25 protein-coding genes are annotated in these 22,728 nt (G+C 63.0%); 10 read left to right on the forward strand and 15 right to left on the reverse strand.

Annotation, left to right across the window (positions count from 1 at the left end; translation table 11 throughout):
* Window positions 1–97: 97 nt before the first annotated feature.
* The 3 genes from ACODR6_RS06245 to ACODR6_RS06255 are packed head-to-tail and all read left to right on the forward strand — an operon-like array spanning window position 98 to window position 2,670.
* A complete protein-coding gene (locus tag ACODR6_RS06245) occupies window positions 98–988 on the forward strand; it encodes an ABC transporter substrate-binding protein (protein ID WP_489022203.1) in 891 nt (296 codons plus the stop codon).
* A gap of 9 nt (window positions 989–997) precedes the next feature.
* Window positions 998–2,071: an LLM class flavin-dependent oxidoreductase gene (locus tag ACODR6_RS06250; protein ID WP_489021573.1), complete on the forward strand. Its 1,074-nt coding sequence runs from the start codon at window positions 998–1,000 to the stop codon at window positions 2,069–2,071.
* 2 nt (window positions 2,072–2,073) lie between these two features.
* Entirely contained in the window at window positions 2,074–2,670 is a 597-nt protein-coding gene (locus ACODR6_RS06255) for a 2-hydroxychromene-2-carboxylate isomerase (protein ID WP_489021575.1), read from the forward strand.
* Between the two features lie 109 nt (window positions 2,671–2,779).
* Here ACODR6_RS06255 and ACODR6_RS06260 read toward each other — a convergent pair whose 3' ends face one another.
* Genes ACODR6_RS06260 through ACODR6_RS06270 form a run of 3 tightly spaced genes read right to left on the reverse strand, consistent with a single transcriptional unit; the run spans window position 2,780 to window position 5,235 of the window.
* Window positions 2,780–3,271 carry an Lrp/AsnC family transcriptional regulator gene (locus tag ACODR6_RS06260; protein WP_489021577.1) on the reverse strand — a complete coding sequence of 164 codons (492 nt, stop codon included), beginning with the start codon at window positions 3,269–3,271 and terminating at the stop codon, window positions 2,780–2,782.
* Between the two features lie 3 nt (window positions 3,272–3,274).
* Window positions 3,275–4,345, reverse strand: a complete 1,071-nt coding sequence (locus ACODR6_RS06265) for an LLM class flavin-dependent oxidoreductase (protein ID WP_489021579.1) — start codon at window positions 4,343–4,345, stop codon at window positions 3,275–3,277.
* Between the two features lie 44 nt (window positions 4,346–4,389).
* The gene (locus ACODR6_RS06270) at window positions 4,390–5,235 is read right to left on the reverse strand and encodes an NADPH-dependent oxidoreductase (RefSeq protein ID WP_489021581.1); all 846 of its coding nucleotides are present in this window, start codon (window positions 5,233–5,235) and stop codon (window positions 4,390–4,392) included.
* A gap of 172 nt (window positions 5,236–5,407) precedes the next feature.
* Here ACODR6_RS06270 and ACODR6_RS06275 point away from each other — a divergent pair, with 172 nt between their 5' ends.
* Genes ACODR6_RS06275 through ACODR6_RS06295 form a run of 5 tightly spaced genes read left to right on the forward strand, consistent with a single transcriptional unit; the run spans window position 5,408 to window position 10,328 of the window.
* A complete protein-coding gene (locus tag ACODR6_RS06275) occupies window positions 5,408–6,760 on the forward strand; it encodes an LLM class flavin-dependent oxidoreductase (protein ID WP_489021583.1) in 1,353 nt (450 codons plus the stop codon).
* A 7-nt stretch (window positions 6,761–6,767) separates the two neighbouring features.
* Window positions 6,768–7,604, forward strand: coding sequence for an ABC transporter ATP-binding protein (locus ACODR6_RS06280; RefSeq protein WP_489021585.1), 837 nt, complete (start codon window positions 6,768–6,770; stop codon window positions 7,602–7,604).
* 18 nt (window positions 7,605–7,622) lie between these two features.
* On the forward strand, window positions 7,623–8,699 hold the full coding sequence (locus ACODR6_RS06285; protein ID WP_489021587.1) for an ABC transporter substrate-binding protein: 1,077 nt from the start codon (window positions 7,623–7,625) through the stop codon (window positions 8,697–8,699).
* Between the two features lie 36 nt (window positions 8,700–8,735).
* Window positions 8,736–9,560, forward strand: a complete 825-nt coding sequence (locus tag ACODR6_RS06290) for an ABC transporter permease (RefSeq protein ID WP_489021589.1) — start codon at window positions 8,736–8,738, stop codon at window positions 9,558–9,560.
* 3 nt (window positions 9,561–9,563) lie between these two features.
* Window positions 9,564–10,328: an ABC transporter permease gene (locus ACODR6_RS06295; protein WP_203430488.1), complete on the forward strand. Its 765-nt coding sequence runs from the start codon at window positions 9,564–9,566 to the stop codon at window positions 10,326–10,328.
* A 59-nt stretch (window positions 10,329–10,387) separates the two neighbouring features.
* On the opposite strand, the gene ACODR6_RS06300 is transcribed toward ACODR6_RS06295, so the two are convergent.
* On the reverse strand, window positions 10,388–10,951 hold the full coding sequence (locus tag ACODR6_RS06300; protein WP_489021591.1) for a TetR/AcrR family transcriptional regulator: 564 nt from the start codon (window positions 10,949–10,951) through the stop codon (window positions 10,388–10,390).
* A 112-nt stretch (window positions 10,952–11,063) separates the two neighbouring features.
* Between ACODR6_RS06300 and ACODR6_RS06305 the strand changes: the two genes are divergently transcribed.
* Window positions 11,064–12,470, forward strand: coding sequence for an amidase (locus ACODR6_RS06305; RefSeq protein WP_489021593.1), 1,407 nt, complete (start codon window positions 11,064–11,066; stop codon window positions 12,468–12,470).
* Between the two features lie 237 nt (window positions 12,471–12,707).
* Window positions 12,708–13,715, forward strand: a complete 1,008-nt coding sequence (locus ACODR6_RS06310; protein WP_489021595.1) for an alpha/beta fold hydrolase — start codon at window positions 12,708–12,710, stop codon at window positions 13,713–13,715.
* 108 nt (window positions 13,716–13,823) lie between these two features.
* Here ACODR6_RS06310 and ACODR6_RS06315 read toward each other — a convergent pair whose 3' ends face one another.
* From ACODR6_RS06315 to aroQ, 11 genes are all read right to left on the reverse strand, one after another.
* Window positions 13,824–13,991 (reverse strand): tautomerase family protein, encoded by a 168-nt coding sequence (locus tag ACODR6_RS06315; protein WP_489022205.1) that lies wholly within the window; start codon window positions 13,989–13,991, stop codon window positions 13,824–13,826.
* Window positions 13,981–14,310, reverse strand: a complete 330-nt coding sequence (locus ACODR6_RS06320; protein ID WP_489021597.1) for a DUF4381 domain-containing protein — start codon at window positions 14,308–14,310, stop codon at window positions 13,981–13,983. The genes ACODR6_RS06315 and ACODR6_RS06320 overlap by 11 nt, the downstream gene beginning before the upstream one ends.
* Entirely contained in the window at window positions 14,310–15,263 is a 954-nt protein-coding gene (locus ACODR6_RS06325; RefSeq protein ID WP_489021599.1) for a DUF58 domain-containing protein, read from the reverse strand. Before ACODR6_RS06325 ends, ACODR6_RS06320 begins: the two co-directional genes overlap by 1 nt.
* Complete coding sequence (locus ACODR6_RS06330) at window positions 15,260–16,237, reverse strand: AAA family ATPase (RefSeq protein WP_489021601.1); 978 nt, start codon at window positions 16,235–16,237, stop codon at window positions 15,260–15,262. Before ACODR6_RS06330 ends, ACODR6_RS06325 begins: the two co-directional genes overlap by 4 nt.
* 65 nt (window positions 16,238–16,302) lie before the next feature.
* Window positions 16,303–17,937 carry an arylsulfatase gene (locus ACODR6_RS06335; protein ID WP_489021603.1) on the reverse strand — a complete coding sequence of 545 codons (1,635 nt, stop codon included), beginning with the start codon at window positions 17,935–17,937 and terminating at the stop codon, window positions 16,303–16,305.
* Window positions 17,938–18,208: 271 nt separating this feature from the next.
* Window positions 18,209–19,036, reverse strand: a complete 828-nt coding sequence (locus ACODR6_RS06340; RefSeq protein WP_489021605.1) for a shikimate dehydrogenase family protein — start codon at window positions 19,034–19,036, stop codon at window positions 18,209–18,211.
* Window positions 19,033–20,115 carry a Gfo/Idh/MocA family protein gene (locus ACODR6_RS06345; protein ID WP_489021607.1) on the reverse strand — a complete coding sequence of 361 codons (1,083 nt, stop codon included), beginning with the start codon at window positions 20,113–20,115 and terminating at the stop codon, window positions 19,033–19,035. The genes ACODR6_RS06340 and ACODR6_RS06345 overlap by 4 nt, the downstream gene beginning before the upstream one ends.
* A gap of 15 nt (window positions 20,116–20,130) precedes the next feature.
* Entirely contained in the window at window positions 20,131–20,907 is a 777-nt protein-coding gene (locus ACODR6_RS06350) for an amino acid ABC transporter ATP-binding protein (RefSeq protein WP_489021609.1), read from the reverse strand.
* Between the two features lie 31 nt (window positions 20,908–20,938).
* Entirely contained in the window at window positions 20,939–21,583 is a 645-nt protein-coding gene (locus ACODR6_RS06355; protein ID WP_489021611.1) for an amino acid ABC transporter permease, read from the reverse strand.
* Between the two features lie 10 nt (window positions 21,584–21,593).
* Window positions 21,594–22,262 (reverse strand): amino acid ABC transporter permease, encoded by a 669-nt coding sequence (locus ACODR6_RS06360; RefSeq protein ID WP_489021613.1) that lies wholly within the window; start codon window positions 22,260–22,262, stop codon window positions 21,594–21,596.
* Window positions 22,259–22,708 carry a type II 3-dehydroquinate dehydratase gene (gene aroQ, locus ACODR6_RS06365; protein ID WP_489021615.1) on the reverse strand — a complete coding sequence of 150 codons (450 nt, stop codon included), beginning with the start codon at window positions 22,706–22,708 and terminating at the stop codon, window positions 22,259–22,261. The genes ACODR6_RS06360 and aroQ overlap by 4 nt, the downstream gene beginning before the upstream one ends.
* Window positions 22,709–22,728: the final 20 nt, after the last annotated feature.

Raw genomic sequence — 22,728 nt, forward strand, 5'->3', positions numbered from 1 at the left:
GCCGGCGCGAGGGATGCGAGCCGGTCCGCACCGTTCATTTCAGGAGATTAAAATGATGTCTTTTGCTTCCTGGCGTCCGGCGCTGTTCTTGAGCGCGATGATGCTGGCTGCCTCCGGCACTGCGCATGCCGTCGATGAGTTCGATCTGAGCCCCGAGCAACCCGCTCGTGTCCATGCGGTGAAGAACGAAGCGGCGATCGCCTCGATCCCGAAGAGCTTTGCCTTCGTCACGCCGGGCAAGTTTACCGTGGCGATCAGCCCCGGCGGGCCACCGCTTGCAACCTATGCTACCGACGCGAAGACGGTCGTCGGCGCCGATCCCGAATATGCCAATGCGATTGCAGAGAGCCTCGGGCTGGAGCTGGAGATCGTGCCGGTCGCCTGGATCGACTGGCCGCTCGGTCTCGTCTCGGGCAAGTATGACGCCGTCATCTCCAATGTCGGCGTCACCGAGGAGCGCAAGCAGAAGTTCGACTTCTCGACCTATCGCAAGGGCCTGCATGGCTTCTTCGTGAAGGGTGACAGCGCGATCGCCTCCGTCAAGGAACCGAAGGATGCGGCGGGTCTGCGCATCATCGTCGGTGCGGGGACCAACCAGGAGCGGATCCTGCTGAAATGGAGCGATGAGGACGTTGCCGCCGGCCTGAAGCCGATCGAGCTTCAATATTTCGACGACGAGGCAGCGAGCCTGCTGGCGCTGCAATCCGGCCGAGCCGACGTCATTGTTCAGCCGCATGCGCAGCTCGTCTTCATCGCCGCCCGCGACAAGAACATCAAGCGCGTGGGAACGCTGAGCGCCGGCTGGCCAGATCGCTCCGACGTCGCAATCACCACGCGCAAGGGCAGCGGCATTGCCGACACGCTGACGATCGCCACCAACGGCCTGATCAGGGACGGCACCTACGCCAAAATCCTCGATCACTGGCATCTGTCGGAGGAAGCCTTGCCAGCTTCGGAGACGAATCCGCCCGGCCTGCCGAAATTTTGAGTTCCAGAGATGACCAGTCATTCCATTGCGATCAAACATGTCGGGTTCCTGACGCCCGGAAACTATCCCGAAGACGATCCTCATCGCGGGCTCGAAGAAACGCTCCAGCTCCTGAAACATGGCGAAGCGCTTGGCTTCAACAGTGCCTGGGTCAGGCAGCGGCATCTGGAACCGGGCATTTCCTCGGCCACCGCCTTTCTGGCGGCCGCCACCCAGCGGACCGAGAGGATCGAGCTCGGCACGGCGGTCATTCCGATCGGCTACGAAAGCCCCTATCGGCTGGCCGAGGATCTCTCGACAGTCGACGTGCTCTCCCAGGGGCGGCTCAATGTCGGGCTGAGCGCGGGACGGCCGCTCCATGCCGATCTGATCGGGCCGCTCGCTTTTGATAGCGACTGGGAGAGCCATGACTTCTCGCATGCTCGCGTTATCAGGTTCGCCGACAATCTGAAGGGACACTATCTCGGCGACGAGGAGACGCGGATCAAGACGCCCTTCGGCCCGCAGCGTCCGCGGCTCAATCCCCATGCCAAGGGCCTGATCGACCGCATCTGGTATGGAGGAGGCTCCCTGCGCTCTGCAGCTTGGGCCGGACAGAACGGCTTCAATCTCCTGATCGGCAACGTGACGACGGGGGAGGAGACAGACGAGTTCTTCGTCGCCCAGGGACGCCAGCTCGAGCGCTACAGAAATTCCGGTGGCGCCGGGCGCCGGGTGGCGCTCGGAAGGGTCATCGTTCCCTTCGACAGTGCCAGCCTGGCAACGCGCAAGCGCTACGCTGCCTATGCCGCCGGCCGTCACGAACGCACACTTGCGCCGCAGGGCGAGCGCCGCACCCTCTTTGCTCGCGACCTCGTTGGAACCGCTGACGAAATCCTGGAGACGCTATACGCCGATCCGATCCTGCCCCATGTCGAGGAATTCCGTCTGGAGCTTCCCTATGAATTCATCGACGAGGATTACCGCCAGATTCTACACGACTTCGTGACGCTGATCGGTCCCGAACTCGGTTGGCGCCCCGCTACGCTTCAGCCATTATCGCCGCGCGTCGGCGACGTGAGATCTTTGAAATCAGGATATTAGCAATGACGAAGTCCCTCGAATATTTCTTCTCTATCGGTTCTCCCTGGTCCTATATCGGCCTCGACGCCTTCGTCGATCTCGCCAAGCGGCACGAAGTGGAAATAGAGCCTTTCCTGACCACCGTGATCGAGGAGAACGGTGGCATCTTCTCGCGCAATCGGCCGGAAATCCGCCGGGCCTACTGGATGAGAGACCTGAAACGCTGGGCGAAGGTGCGCGGCAAGGAAATCTGGCTCGACAAGCGCCCGGAACTCGGTGACCCGACGCCCGCCTCCTTTCTGGTGATCGCAGCCTATCTCGACGGCAAGGACTGGGTTGGTATCACTCGCGCGTTGCAGACCGCCTATTGGGCGGACGCACGTGATATCGGCAAACCCGAGGTGCGGGCCGAGGTCGTAACCCGAGCCGGTTTCGACGGCGAGGCACTTCTCAAGCGCCAGGGCGACGACGACGTTCAGAAGAAGTGGAGCCGTGACCGCGAACGCGCCCGCAACAGCGGCGTCTTCGGTTTCCCGACATTCATCTATGACGGGGAAACCTATTGGGGTCAGGACAATCTCCCCTTCCTTGAGCGGCACTTCGATGGTGACCGGCCCTGAGGCTCATGTGAAAGGGCACGCAGCGTCTCGCTCCTTCCTTACCCCGAGGCAAGGCCGTCATTGCGCCGGTGGCGGCCGCCGAACGTCACAATGTCGCGTCCAATCTCGGCTAGCTTGCGCGTGCCGCCTTGGGATTGTTGATCGGCAGATAGGATAAGGGAAGCTCGGTCGTGAACTTCAGCTCCTGCATGGCAAAGCGCGAGTTGACGTCGCCGATCTCGATCTTCGCCACCAACCGCTTGTAGAACGCGTCATATGCTGCCACGTCGGGCACCACGACCCGCATCAGATAGTCGACGTCGCCGCTCATGCGGTAGAACTCGACCACTTCGGCAAAGCTTGTCACTACCTCGGAAAACCGGCGCAGCCATTCCGGCGAATGCGCCTTGACCCGGATGGACACGAAGACGGTGACGGCGGCGTTGATTTTCGCCGCGTCGAGCAGGGCGACCCGCCGGCGGATGACCTTTTCTTCCTCCAGCTTCTGAACCCTTCGCCAGCAGGGCGTGTTCGAAATGCCGACTGTCTTGGCAAGCTCCGGACCGGGGATGTCGGCGTCGCTCTGCAGCTGCGCCAGGATTTTGCGATCGACCCGATCCATCTCTCAACCCCTCAGGAGCGGCAGAAGCTTGTCTCCCTGCCGTTTGATCTCGGCAAGGTAGGGCGTATCCGAGAGCACGAAATGCGTGATGCCGAGGTCGCGGTATTTGCGCAGCGACGAGGCGACATCTTCGGCCGAGCCGACCAGCCATGTCGTTCCCGCGCCGCCGCCGCCGAATTTTCCGGGAGCGGTATAGAGGTTGTCGTCGAGCACATCGCCGCGCTCGTGCAGTTCCAGGAGGCGGCGTTGGCCGACGGCGACAGAGCCACGGTGGTCCTGCCAGCTGCCACCGTGATTTGCCGCCATGGCGGCAACCTTCTTTTCGGCATCCGCCCAGGCTTCCTCGCGCGTATCCCGCACGAGCGTGGTGATCCTCAGGCCAAACTCCAGCGGTGCAAGATCGCGGTCGAGATCGCGGCTCAGCCGCTTCAGCCTGTCGATGCGTTCCCTGACGCCATCGAGCGGTTCGCCCCAGAAGAGCTGCACATCCGCTTCGGTCGCGGCGACCTTTTCGGCCGCCTCCGAGGCGCCGCCGAAATAGAGCTTGGGGTGGCGGCGGTTGCCATTTCCGGCGATGCGCGGCTGGACGGTCGAGCCCTCCAGCCGGAAATGCTCGCCCGCCGAGGTCACGTTTTCTTCCGTCCAGAGGCGGCGCACGAGGCGCATGAATTCCTTCGTGCGCGCATAGCGATGAGCCTGATCGCCCTCGCTGTCGCCATAGGCGGCAAGATTGTCCTGCCCGGAGACGATATTGACGCGGACGCGGCCGCCGCTCAGGTGATCGAGCGTCGCCGCGGCAGAGGCGAAGTTCGCCGGGCGCCAATAGCCGGGACGGATGGCGATCAATGGCTCGAAGGTCTTGGTGCGCGCTGTCAGCGCCGTGGCAACGGTGAATGTATCCGGCCGTCCCCAGCCGGTCCCGATCAGGGCGCCCTTCCAGCCGTGATCCTCGAGCGCCTGCGCATGTTCCGTCAGCGTCTCCAGGCTGTTGTGATCGATGGTGGTGCTGTCGCCGCGGTGACCGGCCTTGATGTCGTTCGGGATGTGCCAGAGAAATTCGGAGCTGTTGGTCATGCCTGTGCCTGCTGATCGATTTGCTGAATGAAAGGGCAGGGCGCTTACTTGAGCGCGAAGCCGAGCTTTCGGATGACGCCCTTCAGAACGTGACGGCCTTTCAGGGCTGCGACGGTGCCGATGCGGTTGCTGACCTGTTCGGTCCAGTCGATCCGCGGCATTGCCTGTTCCGCCTGGAAGGTTCCAAGCGCACGGTTATAGGCGTCGAGAGCAGGCCGGTGTGCACCGGGATCGTAGCGATCGCGATGGAGGATCGCTGCCTGGCCAAGCCGCGGCTTCACATCTGCGGGCCTGCCCTGATCGGGATAACCCACCGTCAGGCCGAAGACAGGGAACACGCCTTCGGGCAGCCCGAGCTCGCGCGCCACGGTTTCCGGGTCGTTGCGGATGGCGCCGATATAGCAGGTGCCGAGGCCTAGGGATTCGAGCGCCACGACGGCATTCTGCGCAGCAAGAGCGGCATCGATGACACCGAGCAGGAAACTCTCGATATAATCGAGACCTTCGGCCGTACCGCCCCGCGTCTCAGCGATGTCACGCGGGCGGGCGAGATCGGCGAGCCAGACCAGAAGAAGCGGCGCCCCGGCAATCTGGCGCTGGTTGCCGGCAACGGCATTCAGGCGATCCCTGATCTCCCTGTCTTCGACGGCGATCACGCTCCAGGCCTGGAGGTTCGATGAACTCGGCGCCGATTGAGCCGCGGCGACGGCAAGTTCGATCACATGCGCGGGCACGGATTGCGGGAGATAATCGCGGACGCTGCGGTGCAACAGGATTGCCTCGAGCGCCTCGTTCCATTGTCCGGACAGCGCCCTATTGCTGCGATACCGGCTCTTTACGAGCGCGGCCAGTCTGTCTTCCTGTGGCGCGATGGGCGCTGACAACGTCATTCATGTCTCCTTGGGCGCGATGCGGACCGCACCGGTGAGCCGAAAACATGCCTGCTCGCGCGCAGCCTTTCCAATTACAAAAGTTCCTTCAGCGGCTTCGAAATAGAATATAATTTCTATAGATATTATTTTTTTAATCCTAGCCTGACTGCTCCTTCGAACGGAGCTCGAAATGGCTGAACGATCGCAACTCAGGCTCGGGGCCTTTCTCTACCCGACCGGACATCACATCGCCGCCTGGCGTCATCCGGATGCGCAGGCCGATGCCGGCTCCAACTTCGCCCATTACGTGGAATTGGCGCAGCTCGCCGAGCGCGGCAAGTTCGACCTGATCTTCATGGCCGATGGCGTCGGGACGCGGGGCACCGATATCGAGGCCTTGAGCCGCACCGCGACGCGCTATGTCGCGCAGTTCGAGCCGATCACCCTGCTGTCAGCGCTGGCGGCGGTCACCCGCAATATCGGCTTCGTCGCGACCGCCTCGACATCCTATAACGAGCCCTATCATATCGCCCGCAAATTCGCCTCGCTCGACCATATCAGCGGCGGCCGGGCAGGGTGGAACCTCGTCACCTCGTCCAGCGAGCACGAAGCGCACAATTTCGGCCGCGACGAGCATTATGCCCATGGCGAGCGCTACGAGCGCGCCGAGGAATTCGCCGATGTCGTGACCGGGCTGTGGGATACCTGGGAAGAGGGCGCCTTCCCGCGCGACAAGCAGAGCGGTCTCTATTTCGATCCTGACAAGCAGCATGTCCTCAATCACAAGGGCAAGTTCTTCAAGGTTCGCGGGCCGCTGAACGTTGCCCGTTCGCCCCAGGGACATCCTGTGCTCGTTCAGGCGGGCTCTTCGGAGCCCGGCAAGGAGCTTGCGGCGCGCACCGCAGAAGTGGTCTTTACCGCCCACCAGACATTCGAGGATGCCCGCACCTTCTACGCCGATCTCAAGGGGCGCCTGCGCAAATACGGCCGCCACGCCGATGATCTGAAGGTCATGCCCGGCATCTTTCCCGTCGTCGGCCGTACGATCGCCGAGGCGGAAGAGAAGTTCGAACAGATCCAGGAGCTGATCCATCCGGTCGTCGGCCTGGCTTTGCTGAGCGGCATGACCGGCGGCGTCGATCTCTCCGCCTATCCTCTCGACGGGCCGGTTCCTGCGCTGCCGGAGACCAATGCCAGCAAGAGCCGCCAGCGCCTGCTGCTCGATCTCGCCCATCGTGAGAACCTGACGATCCGCCAGCTTTATCTCAGGATCGCCGGGGCGCGCGGTCACCGGCAGATCGTCGGCACGCCGGCGCAGATCGCCGACGAGATGCAGCACTGGTTTACGGGCGGAGCCGCCGATGGCTTCAACATCATGCCCCCGCATCTGCCCGTCGGTCTTCGCGATTTCGTCGATCTCGTGCTGCCTGAGCTGCGCCACCGCGGCCTGTTCCGCAACGAATATGAAGGCACGACGCTGCGCCAGAATCTGGGGCTGCGCACACCGCAGCATCCGGCATCCGCCCCTCTTGCCGCCGAGTAGGATCACCATGAGCATCGCCCATCTCCAGGCCGACCACATCACCCGCCGCTTCAAGATCGGCAACGATACGCTGACTGCCCTCGACGATGTCAGCGTCGATGTCGCCAAGGGCGAATTCGTCACCATCGTCGGTGCCAGCGGCTGCGGAAAATCGACCCTGCTGCGGCTGCTTGCCGGTCTCGATGTCACCACCGCCGGGCGCATCCGCCACGGTGGCGCCGAGGTGCACGAGCCGAGCCTCGACCGCGGCATCGTCTTCCAGGAGCCGCGGCTGTTCCCCTGGCTGACGGTCGAGCAGAATGTCGCCCTCGGTCTCCTGAACACCAGGCTGCCGAAGGCCCGCAAGGCCGAGCTGGTGCGCGAGCATCTCGAGCTCGTCGGTCTTGGCGGCTTTGCCACGGTCTATCCGCATCAGCTTTCCGGCGGCATGGCGCAGCGCGCCGGCATCGCGCGCGGGCTGGTCAGCCGTCCGAATGTGCTGCTGCTCGACGAACCCTTCGGCGCGCTCGACGCGATCACCAAGGCGCGCCTGCAGGACGAGCTTCAGGACATCTGGGCCAAGGAAGGCATCACCATGGTGCTCGTTACCCACGATGTCGAAGAGGCGGTCTATCTCGGCGACAGGGTGGTGGTGATGTCGCCACGCCCCGGCCGGGTGCGCGAGATCATTCCGGTTACGATCGACCGCCCGCGCCGGCGCACGTCGGCGGAGATCGCCGCAGTGCGCGACCGCGTTCTCAACAGCCTGCATGCCACCGGCGAAGTTGCCGCTCCTGCAGCCCCGCGCCCGCTGCGCGCGCCCGAACAGGATCGCCCGCGGCCGGCGATCGCCATTGCACGATAAGCATCAACGGAGACCATCATGAAACGCATCACCTTTACCCGCCTGGCCGCCGGCCTCGCCATTCTGCTTGCGGCGACGGCAACATCGGCACGCGCCGAGGATCAGCTCGTCATCCATGTCGGCTATGCCGCCATCGGCATCGACAACCGGCCCTATTCGGAAGGCACCTCGGCCGCGACCGCGAGGGCCGGTGAATTCCTGGAGAAGGAATTTGCCAATGATCCCAACATCAGGATCGAGTGGACCTTTTTCAAGGGCGCCGGTCCAGCCGTCAACGAGGGCTTCGCCAACGATCAGCTCGACTTCGCCTATCAGGGCGACCTGCCGGCGCTGATTGGCCGCGCCACCGGGCTGAAGACCAAGTACCTGCTGGCAAGCGGCGCCCGCAAGCCGCTCTATCTCGCCGTTGCCAAGGATTCCGGCATCAAGTCGATCGAGGATCTGAAGGGACGCAAGATCGCCCTGCAGCGCGGTACCAACGGCCACCTGGCGGCGATCAAGATCCTGGAAGCGCATGGCCTGACCGAACGCGACGTCCAGGTCGTCAATCTCGATAGTGCCGGCACCGTTGCAGCTTTGACCAGCAAGGATATCGATGCCGCCTTTGGCGATACGCAGCTGATCAATCTCGCCGCCAAGGGTGCGGCCGACGTCATCTACACGACCAAGGGCGACGATCCGCGCTTCGGCCGCAACGCTGGCATCATCGGCCGCGAAGCCTTCATCGATGCCCATCCCGAAATCACCCAGCGTGTCGTCGACGCCTTCGTCAAGGCCGCAAAGTGGTCGTCCGACGAGCCCAACCGCGCGGCGCTCTTCGAGCTCTGGCACAAGTCCGGCACGGCAATCCCGATCCTCGAGGAGTACTTCAAGGGCGATACGCTGGCCTACCGCAATTCGCCGCTGATCGATGATCTCCTAGTGTCGCAGTACACGGAGCAGGCGGCCAAGAGCAAGGAATTCGGGCTGATCCGCCGCGATGTCGATCTCAAGGGCTGGTTCGAACCGAAATATCTCGACAACGCGATCGCGCGTCTCGGCTTCAAGAACTTCTGGCAGGCCTATGGCGCCGACGGCAAGCCCGTCGCGTCGTGATCTCGCTGACCGAACAGCCTGAGTGAAAGACCTGGCATGGCAATCGATATCGAGTTCGAAGGACAGGCGCGGCGGCGCAACTGGTTGCAGCATCCGGCCATTCGCCGGATCCGCCGGGGAGAGGCATTCCTCTTCCCGGTCGGTCTGATCGCCCTCTGGTGGATCGCTTCGGCGCGCGGCTGGCTGCCGGAACAGATCCTGCCCGCGCCCGCCTATGTCGTCGCGACCGGGCGGGACATGATCTCGACCGGCGAATTGTTCTACCATGCCGGCGTCAGCCTGCGCCGCGTCGTCTTCGGATTCGCGATAGGGGCCTCTCTGGGCATGGTGCTTGGAATTGCCATGGGCCTCTCCCGGCGCTTCGAGGATTATGTCAAACCGGTCTTCCTTGCTTTTGCACAGATCCCGACGCTCGGCTGGATCCCGCTTCTGATGCTGCTCGTCGGTATCGAGGAAACGCTGAAGATCATCATCATCGCCAAGGGCGCTCTGGTGCCGGTAACACTGAACACCTTCTCGGGCATTCGCAGCGTTCCGGCCAAATATCTTGAGGTCGGGCGGGCACTGCGCTTCAGCCGCTGGCAGACGCTGCGGCTGATCATCCTCCCAAGCGCCGTGCCGTCGATCTTTACCGGTATCCGCTACGGCCTGACGCATGCCTGGACGTCGCTTGTCGGCGTCGAGCTCCTGGCCTCGTCGGAGGGGCTCGGATACCTGCTTGTCTGGGGCCGCCAGATGTTCTGGCTGGATACCGTCATCATCGCCATGGTCGTCATCGGCATTATCGGTTTCGCCATGGATCGCGGACTGGAAGCATCCGAGGTGCTGATCCGGCGCTGGAAGCGGCAGGCGGAGGACTGAGAGATGGAAGAGACTTCAAACTTCGTCCGCATCCGCCGGGGATTGACGCTGCCGCTTCTGCTTCTTCTCGCATGGGAGGCCTCGAGCCGCTTCGGTCTGGTCGATATCCGCTTCCTGCCGCCGATCGAGGACGTCATCCTGACGGCCAAGCAGGAGATCATCGACAACGGCCTGGTGGGCCAACTCGGCTCGAGCCTGCTGCGCAATGTCGCCGGCTTCCTGATCGGCGCCGTCCTCGGCATCAGCTTCGGCACGCTTCTCGCCGTCGTCAACATCGCCGACCGGCTGATCATGCCGACCTTCAACGGCATCAAGCAAATCTCGCTGCTTGCTTGGATCCCGCTGATCTCCGTCTGGTTCGGCTTCGGCGAGCAGGCGAAGATCGTCTTCGTGGCACTCGCCGCCTTCATCCCGATTGCGCTCAACACGCATGACGGCATCAAGGATGCGCCGCGCGAACTGGTCGAGGTTGGCCGTGCGCTGCGCTTCAATTCCTGGCAGCGCATCAGCCGAATCTATCTCCCGGTCGCCCTGCCGTCGATCGCGACCGGCATTCATCTCGGCCTGATCTATTCCTGGCTCGCAACCGTCGGCGCCGAATACTTCCTCGCTGTCGGCCCCGGTATCGGCGGCCTCGTCATCGCCGGCCGCGAACGCTTCGACATGGCCCTCGTCATGGTCGGCGTCATCATCCTCGGTATCGTCGGCTTTGCGTTCAATCGGCTGGCGGGGGCTGCAGAACGGCGTCTGCTGCGGTGGCGGGAGTGATGAAAGCAGCCGGTTGAAAGCGGCGTTGATCGCTACGGTCGGCCGCGGCCCGCGCCTATTCAGACCGGCAGAAGGCCCGCGGCCCGGTAGCTGTCGATCAGCGTGTCGTAAAGGGAGATATCGGCGCGGCTTCTCGCCATGAGCTGTGCGCCCGCCACTGCCGCAAACACCGCTTTGGCGCGCGCCTCACTTGCTTCTTCATCGACGGCACCAGACGCGAGCAGTGCCTTTTTCAGCCAGGCGACGTTGACGTCTGCGAAGACCTGCACCTCTTCCTTCACCTGGTCCGGCAGGTCATCGTATTCTGCTCCCATGAAACTGCACAGACACATGCGGTTTTCGTTTTCGAGGGCTCGCCGGAAAGTCACCGGGAAAAAGCGCAGGCGCTCGGCCGGGTCGGGATTTTCATCCCAGATCTTTTCGAGATCGGCAGCCGCATCTTCCCAATATCGTTTGGCGACTGCGGTGGCGAGTTCGGCCTTGCTTGGAAAATGATAATAGAGGCTGGCGGCCTTGATGCCGACTTCGGCGGCCAGATCGCGCATGCTGAGGCCGCCGTATCCATGGGCCTGAGCCGCCTTCTTGGCCGCCTCCATGATGTCTTCACGCGCATTCGTACCCATTTTCACGGCCTTTCTGGTCACGCCCAGTTAATCGAAAAAAGGGGGTTGACCAAGGAAAACTTTGCTTCTATCCGTATCTAACTAACGTTAGTTAGTCAAATGGAGCAGGAAGATGCAACAGGAAAAACTCTATTATACCGACGCCACCAAACTGGCCGACTTGATCCGCACCAAGCAAGTCTCGCCTGTCGAAGTCGTCAAGGCGCATCTCGATCGCATCGAGGCCGTCAATCCCAAGATCAATGCCATCGTCACGATGGCCGACGGTGCGCTCGAGGCTGCAAAGAAGGCTGAGGCCGCGGTCATGTCAGGCGAAAAGCTCGGCGCGCTGCATGGCGTGCCGTTCACCGTCAAGGACAGCATCGATACCGCTGGCGTTCTGACGCAGCGCGGTTCGCCGATCTTCAAGGGACGTGTGCCCGACACCGACGCTACCGCCGTTGCCCGCGTCAAGGCTGCCGGAGGTATCCTGATCGCCAAGACCAATCCGCCCGAGTTCGCCACCTCGATCGAGACCGACAACCTTCTGACCGGCCAGACCAACAACCCCTGGAATCTCGACTACACGCCCGGTGGTTCGAGTGGCGGCGAGTCGGCCGCGGTCGCAGCCGGCATGTCCCCGCTCGGTATCGGCAGCGATCTGTCGATCTCGACCCGTGGCCCGGCTGCCCACACAGGCATTGTCGGCCTTAAGGCAACGCATGGCCGCGTGCCTTTGACCGGGCACTGGCCGCGTGCCCCGCGCCGCCTCTGGCACATTGGCCCGATGGCACGCAGCGTGCGCGACGTGGCGCTGGCCTATTCGATCATCGCCGGTCCTGATGGTGCCGACGGCTTCTCCACCGTCCCGCCGACTGTCGATCTCGGCGCGCTGCAGATCCGTCCGCTGCGCGTAGGCTGGATCGCCGACAACGGCTTCTTCGGGCCGATCGACCCCGAGGTCGCCGCAACGGTAAAGGCCGCGGCGCTGGCGCTGGCTGCCGCCGGGGCCGAGGTCGAGGAGGTCGATCTGCCGCTTCTGCGCGACACCGATACCGTCACCGTCCTGTGGCAGCTTCATCAGATGGAAGCCGCTCCCGGCTTTGCTGAAGCCGTTGCCGGTCACGAGGATCTGGTGTTCCGCCATGCCAAGCTGGTCCTCGATGGCGCCGACACGCCGATCAAGGACTTCGTCGCCCATGAGCAGACGGTAGAGCGCCTGCGCGACGAATTCGCTGGCTACTTCCAGCGCCATGACGTGCTGCTTGCGCCTGTCACGCCGTTCCCGGCGACAAAACACGGCCTGGACGATGTGACCGTGGACGGAAAGGCCTGGTCGCCATTCCAGGTCATGAACGGAACCTCACCCTTCAGCCTGACCGGTCTGCCGGCGATGACCCTGCGGTTTGGTACCAGCAGCAGTGGCCTGCCGATCGGCGTTCAGCTGTCGTCCGCCTGGTACGCAGAGTCGACAATGTTCGATGCGGCCGCGCGCCTGGAGGCGGTAAGCCAGGTTCGCAACCTCTATCCGTCTCTCTGACATCAAGGCACCCGGGAGCCTGCTTCCGGGTGCTTCACGTCTCGCGCGGCCCTGCGCGAAGAACAAGAACAACATCTCCCTCGTGCTTCCGGCCCGAGCTGTTGTCCAGGAAACCTGGCAGCTTCAGGCGCGGCAACCGGCACCTCCCGAGCGGTGCGGCCATTCAATGCACCGCCGTCTCTTCATGAAAGCCAGAATCCAAATTCACCCTGCTATCCCCCTCAGGAGATCCGACAGATGACTGGAAAGACAGACCTCGACCGCCGCACCGTACTGCGCGCCATTACCGCTGCCTCGGGCATCGCGCTCACCGCGGCAGTATCGGCAAAGCCGGCCTCGGCGCAGACGGCTACGACGCAAGGCGCAACCGGTCCCTCCGACTTCGAGCCGGTCGAGGTCGAAACCAAGGACAACACCACTTTCTTGAGGCGCTACGGCAGTGGATCGCCCGTGCTTCTGGTCCATGGTTTCCCGCGATCCAGCCTGATGTGGCGCTTCGTGGCGCCGCTGCTTGCCAAAAATCACACCGTTATCGCCGTCGATCTTCGCGGCTATGGGCAAAGCGGCATTCCGGCATCGACAGACGATCATTTCGCCTATTCGAAGCGGGCGATGGCAGGCGAACTCGTGGAAGTCATGGACAAGCTCGGCTTCTCGAAATTCGACGTCGTCGGCCATGATCGCGGTGCGCGCGTCTCCTATCGCATGGCGCTCGATCATCCCGAAAAGGTCCAGCGCCTGGCCGTGCTCGACGCGATCCCGATTTCGGAGGGATGGGGTCATGCCGACGCAAGATTTGCGCTCGCATACTGGCCCTGGACCCTTCTTGCCCAGAAGGCGCCTCTGCCGGAGCGATATCTCGCAGGTGATCCCGACGCGATCTTCGACAACACGTTCGGCGCCGGCTCGTTCGGTTCGGACGTCAGAGCAGAATATACCGCGACCTATCACGATAAGGCACGCATCCATGCCGTATGCGAGGAATTCCGTGCCGCTGCCTCGATCGATATCGAGCATGACAAAAAGGATCAGGCGGCGTCTCACCGTATTTCCTGTCCGGTTCTGCACCTGTGGGGCTCCGGTGGGCCTCTCGATAGCTTCTATGCAAAGGACGGAGGCCCTCTCGCCATCTGGCGCAAGTGGGCGGACAGCGTCGAAGGTCAGGCAATGAAGGGCGGCCATTTCTTCCCGGAGGAAAATCCCGATGAGACGGCGCAGCTGCTGATCAAATTCCTCGCTGCCTGATCAAAGCGGGTGGGCCGGCTGTGTCGCAGCTGGCTCTCGAATGTTGGCTAAACATTCAGCCCGGCTGGCGGCGGGGCCGGCGTCGATCGATTTTCGGGCGGCCATCGTTCAGGCGTATTGGGCAATCCCGTTGCCGAAGGACCAGTTTTCCTTCCTGACCTCGACAAGGTTGATCACGAGGTCTTCACGGCGAAGGCCGACGCGCGCGTTGAGGCCGTCGGCGAGCGCCTTGTAGAAGGCCTGCTTGGCTTCGACAGTGCGGCCTTCATTCAACATGTGCACGGGGCCAAGCTGCCAGCGCCGTGCGCTTCAAAACCTCCGCAAGCTGATGGAGAGCCTCAGCGTGTTTTTCCGGCGTCTGCAAAAGCCGCTCGATGTCGCCGAGCATTCGCAACGCCTCCCGGCGATAGGCATTGCGCCGATATCTCCGCCACGTCTTGAGCGCCCAGACCAAGAGCGCCAACCCCAACAATCCGGCAAGCACCGCCCAGCCCCAGGTCTGCGGCATCCACGAAACCGGCGGCGGCACGGCGATATCGTGGAGCGAGCGCAGCGCCGTTTCGGTCATCGGATCGAGTTTTGCCGCGGGCTCCATCAGCGCCTCCGCTGCCGCCAGGCCGATTGTTCCAGCAGGCGGCGAAGCTGCGGTGCCGTCTCCTCTGCCGCCGAGACCGGCAGCATCGGCAGGCCGAGCTCCTTCTGCCAGGCGCGCAATTCCCGGCCGCGCCTGCGGGCAAAGCTGTCGATGGCGCTGCGGGTGGGGCCGCGGCCAAGCGCAAGTTCGGCCTGCAGCGCCCCGCCGCTGACGACGATCTCACCGCCTTTGGGAAGCTCAAGAAGGAAGGGATCGTAGATGAGCAGGCAGATGACATCATTGTTGGCGGAGAGCCGCAGCAGCAGCTCCCGCGTCGTCTCGTCGTGTCCATTCAGGTCGCTGGCGATGATGATGAGATGATCGTGATGCGCGATGCTGGCCGTCCGTGAGAGCACATCGTTCAGCGCGGCGGGCGAGACCGGACCGGCATAGGCGGCCGAGAGTGCTGCATTCTTTTCGGCAATCCGGTCGGCCAGCGCGATGACGGCATTGCGGCTGCGATGCGGGCGGATCTCGCTGATGCCGGTATCATCAAACACGTAACCGCCGACGCGGTCGCCGGAGCCGAGGATGCGCCAGGCGCAGAGCATCGCCGCTTCGGCTGCGGTCACCGATTTCATCGAGAGGCGGCTGCCGAAGAACATGTTGATGCGCTGATCGACGAGGAGCAAAGCCGGACGCTCCTTTTCCTCGCCGTAGATGCGCACCACCGGCCGGCTGGTTCTGGCCGTCACTCGCCAGTCGATCGAGCGGATGTCGTCGCCCGGCAAATATTCGCGGAGCTCCTCGAAGATCAGTCCGCGACCGCGCAGCGATGACTGCATGCGTCCCGCAAGCTGCTGATGGCTTCTGGCTTTCTGCACGAATGAGAGATCGCGGGCGCGGGCTTCGAGCGCCACCAGATGTTCGGTCGTGGCATAGATGCCATCGCTATCCGCGCTCGTGGTTTTCATGAGACCGCGACCAATTCAGTGATCCGGTCGATCACCTGATCGGCGCCGGTATTCGAAGCGTGTGCGTCATAGGAGAGGATGAGGCGATGCCGGAAGACGTCGTTGACGACGGCCTTGACGTCATCGGGCGTCACATAATTTCGGCCCTTCAGCCAGGCGTAGGAGCGGGAGACCTTGTCGAGGCCGATCACGCCGCGCGGGCTGACGCCGACCTGCAGCAGCTTGGCGAGATCCTTGTCGTAGCGGTCAGGATAGCGGGTCGCGAAAACCAGCGCGACGATGTATTTCTCGACCGGCTCGGACACAGTGACGGCGCCGATCGCCTTGCGGGCATCGAAGATCGCCTGCGGGTCGAGCCGCTCAGCTGCCGGATGCTGCGCATTGCCATGCGCTGCGTTCTCCTCGTCGCGATTGAGACGCATGATCGCTGCTTCCGATTTCTCGTCGGGATAACCGACCTCGACATGCATCAGGAAGCGGTCGAGCTGGGCTTCGGGCAGCGGGTAGGTGCCTTCCTGTTCGATCGGGTTCTGCGTTGCCATCACCATGAAGAGATCGGGCAGCCGATAGCTCTTGCCGCCGACAGTCACCTGCCGCTCTTCCATCGCCTCCAGCAGCGCCGATTGCACCTTGGCCGGGGCGCGGTTGATTTCGTCGGCGAGGATAAGATTGGCGAAGATCGGCCCCTGCTGGAACTTGAACTCCCCCTTGCCGCCCTCGGAGAAGTAGACTTCCGAGCCGGTAATATCGGCAGGCAGAAGATCGGGCGTGAACTGAACGCGCGACAGTTCGGAATCGAGGTTCTTCGCGAGGCTCTTGATGGCGCGTGTCTTGGCGAGGCCGGGCAACCCCTCGACAAGCAGATGTCCGTTGGCCAGCAGCCCGAGCAGCAGCCTTTCGACCATGGCGTCCTGGCCGATGATGGATTGGCCGATGCGCTGGCCGAGCGCGAGAATACCGTCACGTGCCGTCATGTCCGCTCCGCGATCTCACGGGGTGCCGGGCGCGATAGCCGCGCCCGGTCATCTTGTGCCGGTGACTACTTGGCTCCCGGCTGGTCGAGCGAGCTCATCAGCGCGGCGATCATCTGGTCGACGCTGAAGCTTGCCGGCCGTTGGCTCGGTGGGTAATCGCGGAACGTCTGCAGGAACGGAGCGACCTTGTAGACGCCATACTGGACGATATAGGCGTTCTTCGTCATCCAGTCGTAATACTGATCCGACACGACATCTGCGCGTTCGTAGGGGTCCATCCGCAGGTTGAAGATCTTCGGCACGCGCAGGCAGGTGAACGGGTTCGCCCAGACGACGAAGCCGCCCGGCTGGCGCTGTTCGCAGAAGACGATCTTCCAGTTGTCGTAGCGATAGGCGACGAGTTCGCCGTCGTCGTTGAAGTAGAAGAACTCGTCACGCGCCGACTTCGGCTGTTGTCCCGTCAGGTAGGGGAGCTGGTTGTACCCGTCGAGGTGCACCTTGAACTGGTTGCCGCTGATCGAGGTGCCTTTCGCAAGCTTATCCTTGATGTCGCCGTCGCCCGCGGCAGCGAGCAGGGTCGGGAACCAGTCGAGCCCGGACATCATCTCGTTCGAGACTTCGCCGGCCTTGATCTTGCCTGGCCAGCGGATAATGGCGGGAACGCGGAATGCGCCTTCCCAGTTCGTATCCTTCTCGCTGCGGAAAGCGGTCGTCGCCGCGTCGGGCCATGAGAACTGGTTGGGGCCGTTATCGGTCGTGTAGACGACGATCGTGTTGTCGGCGACATTGAGATCATCAAGCGCCTTCAACAGCTTGCCGACGTCGCCGTCATGCTCGACCATGCCGTCGGCATAGTCGTTGCCCGGCATGCCGCTTTGCCCCTTCATCGATTCCCGCACGTGGGTGAAGACATGCATGCGGGTGGTGTTCAGCCAGGTGAAGAAGGGCTTGCCGGCCTTGACCTGCCTGTCCATGAAATCGATCGCCGCCGAGGTCGTCTCGTCGTCGATGGTTTCCATGCGCTTGGTGTTGAGCGCGCCGGTATCCTCGATCTTGCCGTCGGCGGAGGCCTTAAGCACGCCGCGCGGCGAGTTGGTGCGCACGAATTCCTGGTCGTCCTTCGGATAGTAGGGCCGCTCCGGCTCTTCCTCGGCATTCAGGTGGTAGAGGTTGCCGTAGAATTCGTCGAAGCCGTGCTTGGTCGGCAGATATTCGTCGCGGTCGCCGAGATGGTTCTTGCCGAACTGCCCGGTCGCATAGCCGAGCGGCTTCAGCGCCTGGGCGATGGTGATGTCGCGGGCCTGCAGCCCGACGGTCGCGCCGGGGATGCCGACCTTGCAAAGGCCGGTGCGCAGGCAGACCTGACCGGTGATGAAGGTCGAACGCCCCGCCGTGCACGAGTTCTCGGCATAATAATCCGTGAACATCATGCCTTCCTTGGCGATGCGGTCGATATTAGGCGTGCGGTAGCCCACCAGGCCGAAGGAATAGGCGCTGATATTGGTCTGGCCGATATCGTCGCCGAAGATGACGAGAATATTGGGTTTCGACGTGTCCTGAGAGGCGGCCGGTTCAGTGGCCGCGGGTGCGGCCGGGGCGGCCTGCTGGGCTCTCGCCGGCGACAGGAAGGTCGTCGATGTCAGCGTCATCGCGACAGCGACCGTCGCCGAGAACAGCTTCTTGGGAAAGGAGTTCGTCATGACGCTCTCCCCACGGATGGATCGTTCAGCATTGCGGTCTCCCTTGTGCCGGCAGGCGCTCCCGCCAGTTCTCGATCGTCGTCAGCCGACGCGGTTGGGAGCCTTGTTCTTTATGCAGGCGGGCGGAAGTACGTAACGGTAAATGCCGCCGTAACCGGAGCGTAAACAGGCGTGTAAGCTACGGTTGCGGAGTCAAAAGGGCTGGCTTGGTGCGTGGGCTTCAGTCTCTTGCAATACGGCAGGAGCAGCTGCCATTCTGATGGTCCAGACCTCAAATCCTCGCCACCGCGCGCAATTCTTCGGCCGTCGTGGAGGGAAAGCCGAAGAATTCCAGGTAGGCCGGGATCTGCTCGAAGAGCATGTCGGTGCCGACCTGGAAGGCGCAGCCCCGGTCGCGTGCAGCGGCGAGAAAGGGCGTGATCTCGGTCTTCATGACGACTTCGCCGACGAAGGTCTTGGCCGACAGGCGGGAGACGTCGACGGGGAGGGGATCTCCCTTGCGCATCCCGAGCGGCGTCGCGTTGACGACGATGCCGAAACCCTCGGGGTCGGCGGAACCCGATGTCACGACGGTCTGCGGATAGTGCGTGTTTAGGCGGCTGCGCAAGCCAGCCAGCACCGTCTCATTGGCGTCGTGGAGCGCGATATGGCGCACGCCTGCAGCCGCAAGCGAGGCGGCGATCGCCGAGCCGACGCCGCCGGCGCCGATGATCAGCACGTCGGCTCCCCTGACGGTCTGTCCCTTGCGCAGCAGTCCGCGAACGAAGCCCTCGCCATCGAACATGTCGCCGATCAGCTGCCCGTCCGCGCCGAGCTTCACCGCGTTACAGGATCCGGCGACCTTTGCATTCGTCGAGATCTTGTCGAGCAGGCCCATCGTGGTGATCTTGTGCGGCATGGTGACGAGCGCGCCGTGGGTATTGGAGAGCCGGAAGACGAGCTTCAGGAAGGCCGGGTAGTCCTCAGCCTTGCAGCCCATCGGCACGACGACGGCGTCGATGCCGTGCTTTTCGAAATAGGGATTGTAGATCAGCGGCGCCTTGAAGGTTTCCGTCGGGTAGCCGAGATGGGCAATCAATCGGGTCGTGCCGCTGATCATGACAGTCGCTCCACGTGCTGCGCCTCGGCCCTGAGGTGGACGGTCTTGCCTGAACGGGCGGATGACTTGATCGCCTCGATGACGCGCAGCGTTTCGAGACCCTCCCGTCCGCTGACAAGTGGGCTCGCATTGCCGCAGATGACATCGCAGAAATGATTGAGCTGCAGGGCGAGCGGCTCGGCCGTATCGAAGGGCAGGCGCTCCTTGACAAGGCGCTCCAGCCAATTGGGTGCCGAAGGGCTGGTCCAGAGCGTCAGCTGCGGGGCGGACAGCGAACCAGCGGTGCCGCCGATCTGGTAGCAGAGCTGGTCCTGGCGGGGGTAGGACGGGTTTTCGCCCGATGTCATTTCCCAGCTCCAGGGCGATGCCGCGGCATCGCAGGCGTTGAGCGTGGCGAGCACGCCGCTCCTGAAGCGCATCAGAACGACGGCCGTATCCTCGACAGAAAAGTTTCGTGCGGCGCTGGATTGCATCGCATGCACGCTTTCGACTTCTCCGAGGAGGTATCTGAAGAGATCGACGTCGTGGATGAGGTTGATGAGGACAGGGCCGCCGCCGGCCTCGCGGCGCCATTGAATGCCGAAATAATGGTCGGGCTTGGCGACCCAGAAGGTGCCCTGCGCGGTCAGAATCTTGCCCAGCCGGCCGGCCTCCAGCGCGGCTTTCGCAGCTTGGATCATCGGGTTGTGGCGGCGGTGATGGCCGATGAGGAGCGGCACGCCCGCGGCTTCGGCAGAGGTGACCAGGATCTCTGCCTCGGCCGCGTTGTCGGCGATGGGCTTTTCCACCAGGGCAGGGAGGCCCGCGCGCACAGCTTCAAGGGCGTTTACGACATGCAGCTGGTTCGGCGTTGCGATGATGACACCGTCGAGCGGGCAGCTGGCTAGGGCCGCAGCCAGCGAGGAAAACCAGGGTACCTTCTTTTCAGCCGCGAGCTCCCGGGCGGCATCCGACGGGTCGATGATCGCCGCAAGCGCCGTGCGCTGTTCTGCCGATATCGCCTCGATGTGACGCTTGCCGATCAGGCCCGCGCCCATGACGGCGATCTTCAAGCTGGCTGTCTGCTGATGCGTCGCCATTCGACTTGCCCGGACCTAGTTCCGCAGGATTTCGCCGAGGAACTTGCGGGTTCGCTCGTGGCGCGGATTGGTGAAGAATTCGGCCGGATGCGCTTCCTCGACGATCTCACCGCTCGCCATGAAGATCACCCGGTCGGCGACCTGGCGGGCGAAGCCCATTTCATGGGTGACGCAGATCATCGTCATCCCCTCTTCAGCGAGGCTGATCATCGTATCGAGCACTTCCTTGACCATCTCGGGGTCTAGTGCCGAGGTCGGCTCGTCGAACAGCATGATCCTCGGTCGCATGCAGAGCGCCCGGGCAATCGCCACGCGCTGCTGCTGGCCGCCTGACAGCTGGATCGGATATTTCTCGGCCTGCTCGAGGATCTTCACCCGGGCGAGCAGCGAGCGGGCCCGTTCCGCCGCCTCGGTCTTGCTGATGCCAAGCGCGCGCATCGGTGCCAGCATGCAGTTTTCGAGCACGGTCAGATGCGGGAACAGATTGAACTGCTGGAAAACCATGCCGACTTCGCGGCGGATCGCATCGATCGCCTTGGCCTGATTGCCGAGAAGGATGCCGCCGACGCGGATTTCGCCCTTCTCGTAGCTTTCCAGGTAATTGATGCAGCGGATCAGCGTGGATTTGCCGCTGCCCGACGGGCCGCAGAGCACGATCCGCTCGCCCTTGCGAACCGACATGTTGATATCGTGCAGCGCCTGGAAGGCACCGTACCACTTCTCGACATGGCTCATCGTGATGACGGCTTCGCCGGTGATCGGGCTCTGGACGGAGGCGGTTGCTGTGGTCATCTTATCGTTTCCATCGATCTCTGTGGCTGCCTCACCGCGCATGGGCGGCGTTGAAGCGCCGCTCCAGGTGCGCGCCGATGATCGTCAGCGGGCAGCACATCAGGAAATAAAGGGCGCCGACGATGCCGAAGACCGTCAGCGGCTGGAAGATCTGGTTGGAGATGATGTTGCCGGCGCGCGTCAGCTCGGTGAAGCCGACGATCGAGGCGAGCGATGTGCCCTTGATGAGCTGGACGAGGAAGCCGATCGTCGCCGGCAACGAGATGCGGATTGCTTGCGGCAGGATCACATCCTTCATGCGCGACACATATTTGAGGCTGAGCGCTTTCGCCGCCTCGGTCTGGCCGCGCGGAACGGCCTCGATGGAGCCGCGCCAGATCTCACCGAGATAGGCGCTGGCATGCAGTGTCAGGCCGATCGCGACGGCAACCCAGGCGTCGAGCTTCAGCCCGATCAGCGCCAGTCCGTAATAGGTGACGAAGAGCTGCATCAAGAGCGGCGTGCCCTGGAAAATGCCGATATAGATGGCCGTGATCCGCTCCAGGAGCGGAATGCCGGACGTTCGCGCCAGCGCCACGCCGAGCCCGGCGAGGCAGCCGCAGACGAAACCGACCGCCGACAGAAGCACCGTCCATTTCAGGCCGATCAGAAGGAAGACGAATTCTTCGCTGCCCATGATTGCCTCCTCACTTGATCGGATAGGTGAAATAGCGGGCCGAGAAGAGCGCGAAGAGGCGCATCATCAGCCAGGATATGACGAGGTAGAAGATCGTCACCGTGAAATAGACCTCGAAGCTGCGGAAGCTTTCGGATTCAATGCGCTGCGACACCGATGTCAGCTCGTAGGCGGAGATCGCCGAGGCGATGCTCGTCGACAACGTCAGAAGCACGAACTGGCTGGTCAGCGATGGATAGATCGCTCTGAGCGCCGGCTTCAGGATGATCAGCCGGAAGACCTGCACCTTGTGGAGGCCGAGCGCCAGGCCCGCTTCCATCTGCCCCTTCGGAATGGACTGGACGCCGCCCCGGATGATCTCGATCGCATAGGCGCCGCCATTGATGCCGAGCGCGATGATCGCTGTCGGCGTCGGGTTGAGCCGGATGCCGATCAGCGGCAGGGCGAAGAACAGGAAGAAGATCTGCACCAGGAAGGGCGTATTGCGGATCAGCTCGACGAAACAGATTATCAGCCAGCGCACCGCCTTGATCGGTGAGTCGCGCAGGGCAACGCCGCCGATACCGATGACGATCGCCAGCAGCATGCCGCAGATCGCCAGGAGGAATGTTCCGAGCACGCCCATGAGAAGGCTCGGGAGCCCATCGATCACAGGCGTGAAATCCAGCTGATAGTTCATGCTTTCGTTGCCCCCACCATGCCCGCCATCGCCTCGATGGCGAGTTCGTAGCCGCGCGCACCGAAGCCGATCATGATGGCCGTGGCGATGCGCGAGACGAGGGATTTATGATAGATCTCCTCGCGGGCGTGGACATTGGAAATGTGCAGCTCGATCTTCGGCGGATCGAAGGTCTTGAGGGCGTCGAGAAGCGCAATCGAGGTGAAGGTATAGGCGGCGGGGTTGATGATGATGCCGCAGGCCTCTTTGCGGGCCTGATGAATGCTCTCTACCAGCTCGCCCTCGAAATTCGTCTGACGGAAATCGATCTCGAAGCCGAGGCTTCTGGCCTTGGAGAGACACATCTGCCGGATGTCGGCGAGCGTCGTCGAACCGTAGATGCTGGGCTCGCGCTCGCCGAGCAGGTTGAGGTTCGGTCCGTTGAGGACGAAGATGGTCTTGGTCATGGCGCGCATCTCAAACGGGG

Source organism: Rhizobium sp. FG96 (assembly GCF_057808655.1).

Excerpts from the sequence above, each read along its gene's own strand:
- ACODR6_RS06270 (WP_489021581.1), bottom strand. The coding sequence starts at position 5,235 with ATGACGTTGTCAGCGCCCATCGCGCCACAGGAAGACAGACTGGCCGCG.
- ACODR6_RS06355 (WP_489021611.1), bottom strand. The coding sequence starts at position 21,583 with ATGGGCAGCGAAGAATTCGTCTTCCTTCTGATCGGCCTGAAATGGACG.
- ACODR6_RS06330 (WP_489021601.1), bottom strand. The coding sequence starts at position 16,237 with ATGACGGCACGTGACGGTATTCTCGCGCTCGGCCAGCGCATCGGCCAA.
- ACODR6_RS06360 (WP_489021613.1), bottom strand. The coding sequence starts at position 22,262 with ATGAACTATCAGCTGGATTTCACGCCTGTGATCGATGGGCTCCCGAGC.
- ACODR6_RS06305 (WP_489021593.1), top strand. The coding sequence starts at position 11,064 with ATGCAACAGGAAAAACTCTATTATACCGACGCCACCAAACTGGCCGAC.
- ACODR6_RS06345 (WP_489021607.1), bottom strand. The coding sequence starts at position 20,115 with ATGGCGACGCATCAGCAGACAGCCAGCTTGAAGATCGCCGTCATGGGC.
- ACODR6_RS06325 (WP_489021599.1), bottom strand. The coding sequence starts at position 15,263 with ATGAAAACCACGAGCGCGGATAGCGATGGCATCTATGCCACGACCGAA.
- ACODR6_RS06340 (WP_489021605.1), bottom strand. The coding sequence starts at position 19,036 with ATGATCAGCGGCACGACCCGATTGATTGCCCATCTCGGCTACCCGACG.
- ACODR6_RS06315 (WP_489022205.1), bottom strand. The coding sequence starts at position 13,991 with ATGTTGAATGAAGGCCGCACTGTCGAAGCCAAGCAGGCCTTCTACAAG.
- ACODR6_RS06250 (WP_489021573.1), top strand. The coding sequence starts at position 998 with ATGACCAGTCATTCCATTGCGATCAAACATGTCGGGTTCCTGACGCCC.
- ACODR6_RS06350 (WP_489021609.1), bottom strand. The coding sequence starts at position 20,907 with ATGACCACAGCAACCGCCTCCGTCCAGAGCCCGATCACCGGCGAAGCC.
- ACODR6_RS06255 (WP_489021575.1), top strand. The coding sequence starts at position 2,074 with ATGACGAAGTCCCTCGAATATTTCTTCTCTATCGGTTCTCCCTGGTCC.
- ACODR6_RS06260 (WP_489021577.1), bottom strand. The coding sequence starts at position 3,271 with ATGGATCGGGTCGATCGCAAAATCCTGGCGCAGCTGCAGAGCGACGCC.
- ACODR6_RS06310 (WP_489021595.1), top strand. The coding sequence starts at position 12,708 with ATGACTGGAAAGACAGACCTCGACCGCCGCACCGTACTGCGCGCCATT.
- ACODR6_RS06290 (WP_489021589.1), top strand. The coding sequence starts at position 8,736 with ATGGCAATCGATATCGAGTTCGAAGGACAGGCGCGGCGGCGCAACTGG.
- ACODR6_RS06335 (WP_489021603.1), bottom strand. The coding sequence starts at position 17,937 with ATGACGAACTCCTTTCCCAAGAAGCTGTTCTCGGCGACGGTCGCTGTC.
- ACODR6_RS06280 (WP_489021585.1), top strand. The coding sequence starts at position 6,768 with ATGAGCATCGCCCATCTCCAGGCCGACCACATCACCCGCCGCTTCAAG.
- ACODR6_RS06320 (WP_489021597.1), bottom strand. The coding sequence starts at position 14,310 with ATGGAGCCCGCGGCAAAACTCGATCCGATGACCGAAACGGCGCTGCGC.
- ACODR6_RS06300 (WP_489021591.1), bottom strand. The coding sequence starts at position 10,951 with ATGGGTACGAATGCGCGTGAAGACATCATGGAGGCGGCCAAGAAGGCG.
- ACODR6_RS06285 (WP_489021587.1), top strand. The coding sequence starts at position 7,623 with ATGAAACGCATCACCTTTACCCGCCTGGCCGCCGGCCTCGCCATTCTG.
- ACODR6_RS06295 (WP_203430488.1), top strand. The coding sequence starts at position 9,564 with ATGGAAGAGACTTCAAACTTCGTCCGCATCCGCCGGGGATTGACGCTG.
- ACODR6_RS06275 (WP_489021583.1), top strand. The coding sequence starts at position 5,408 with ATGGCTGAACGATCGCAACTCAGGCTCGGGGCCTTTCTCTACCCGACC.
- ACODR6_RS06265 (WP_489021579.1), bottom strand. The coding sequence starts at position 4,345 with ATGACCAACAGCTCCGAATTTCTCTGGCACATCCCGAACGACATCAAG.
- ACODR6_RS06245 (WP_489022203.1), top strand. The coding sequence starts at position 98 with ATGATGCTGGCTGCCTCCGGCACTGCGCATGCCGTCGATGAGTTCGAT.
- aroQ (WP_489021615.1), bottom strand. The coding sequence starts at position 22,708 with ATGACCAAGACCATCTTCGTCCTCAACGGACCGAACCTCAACCTGCTC.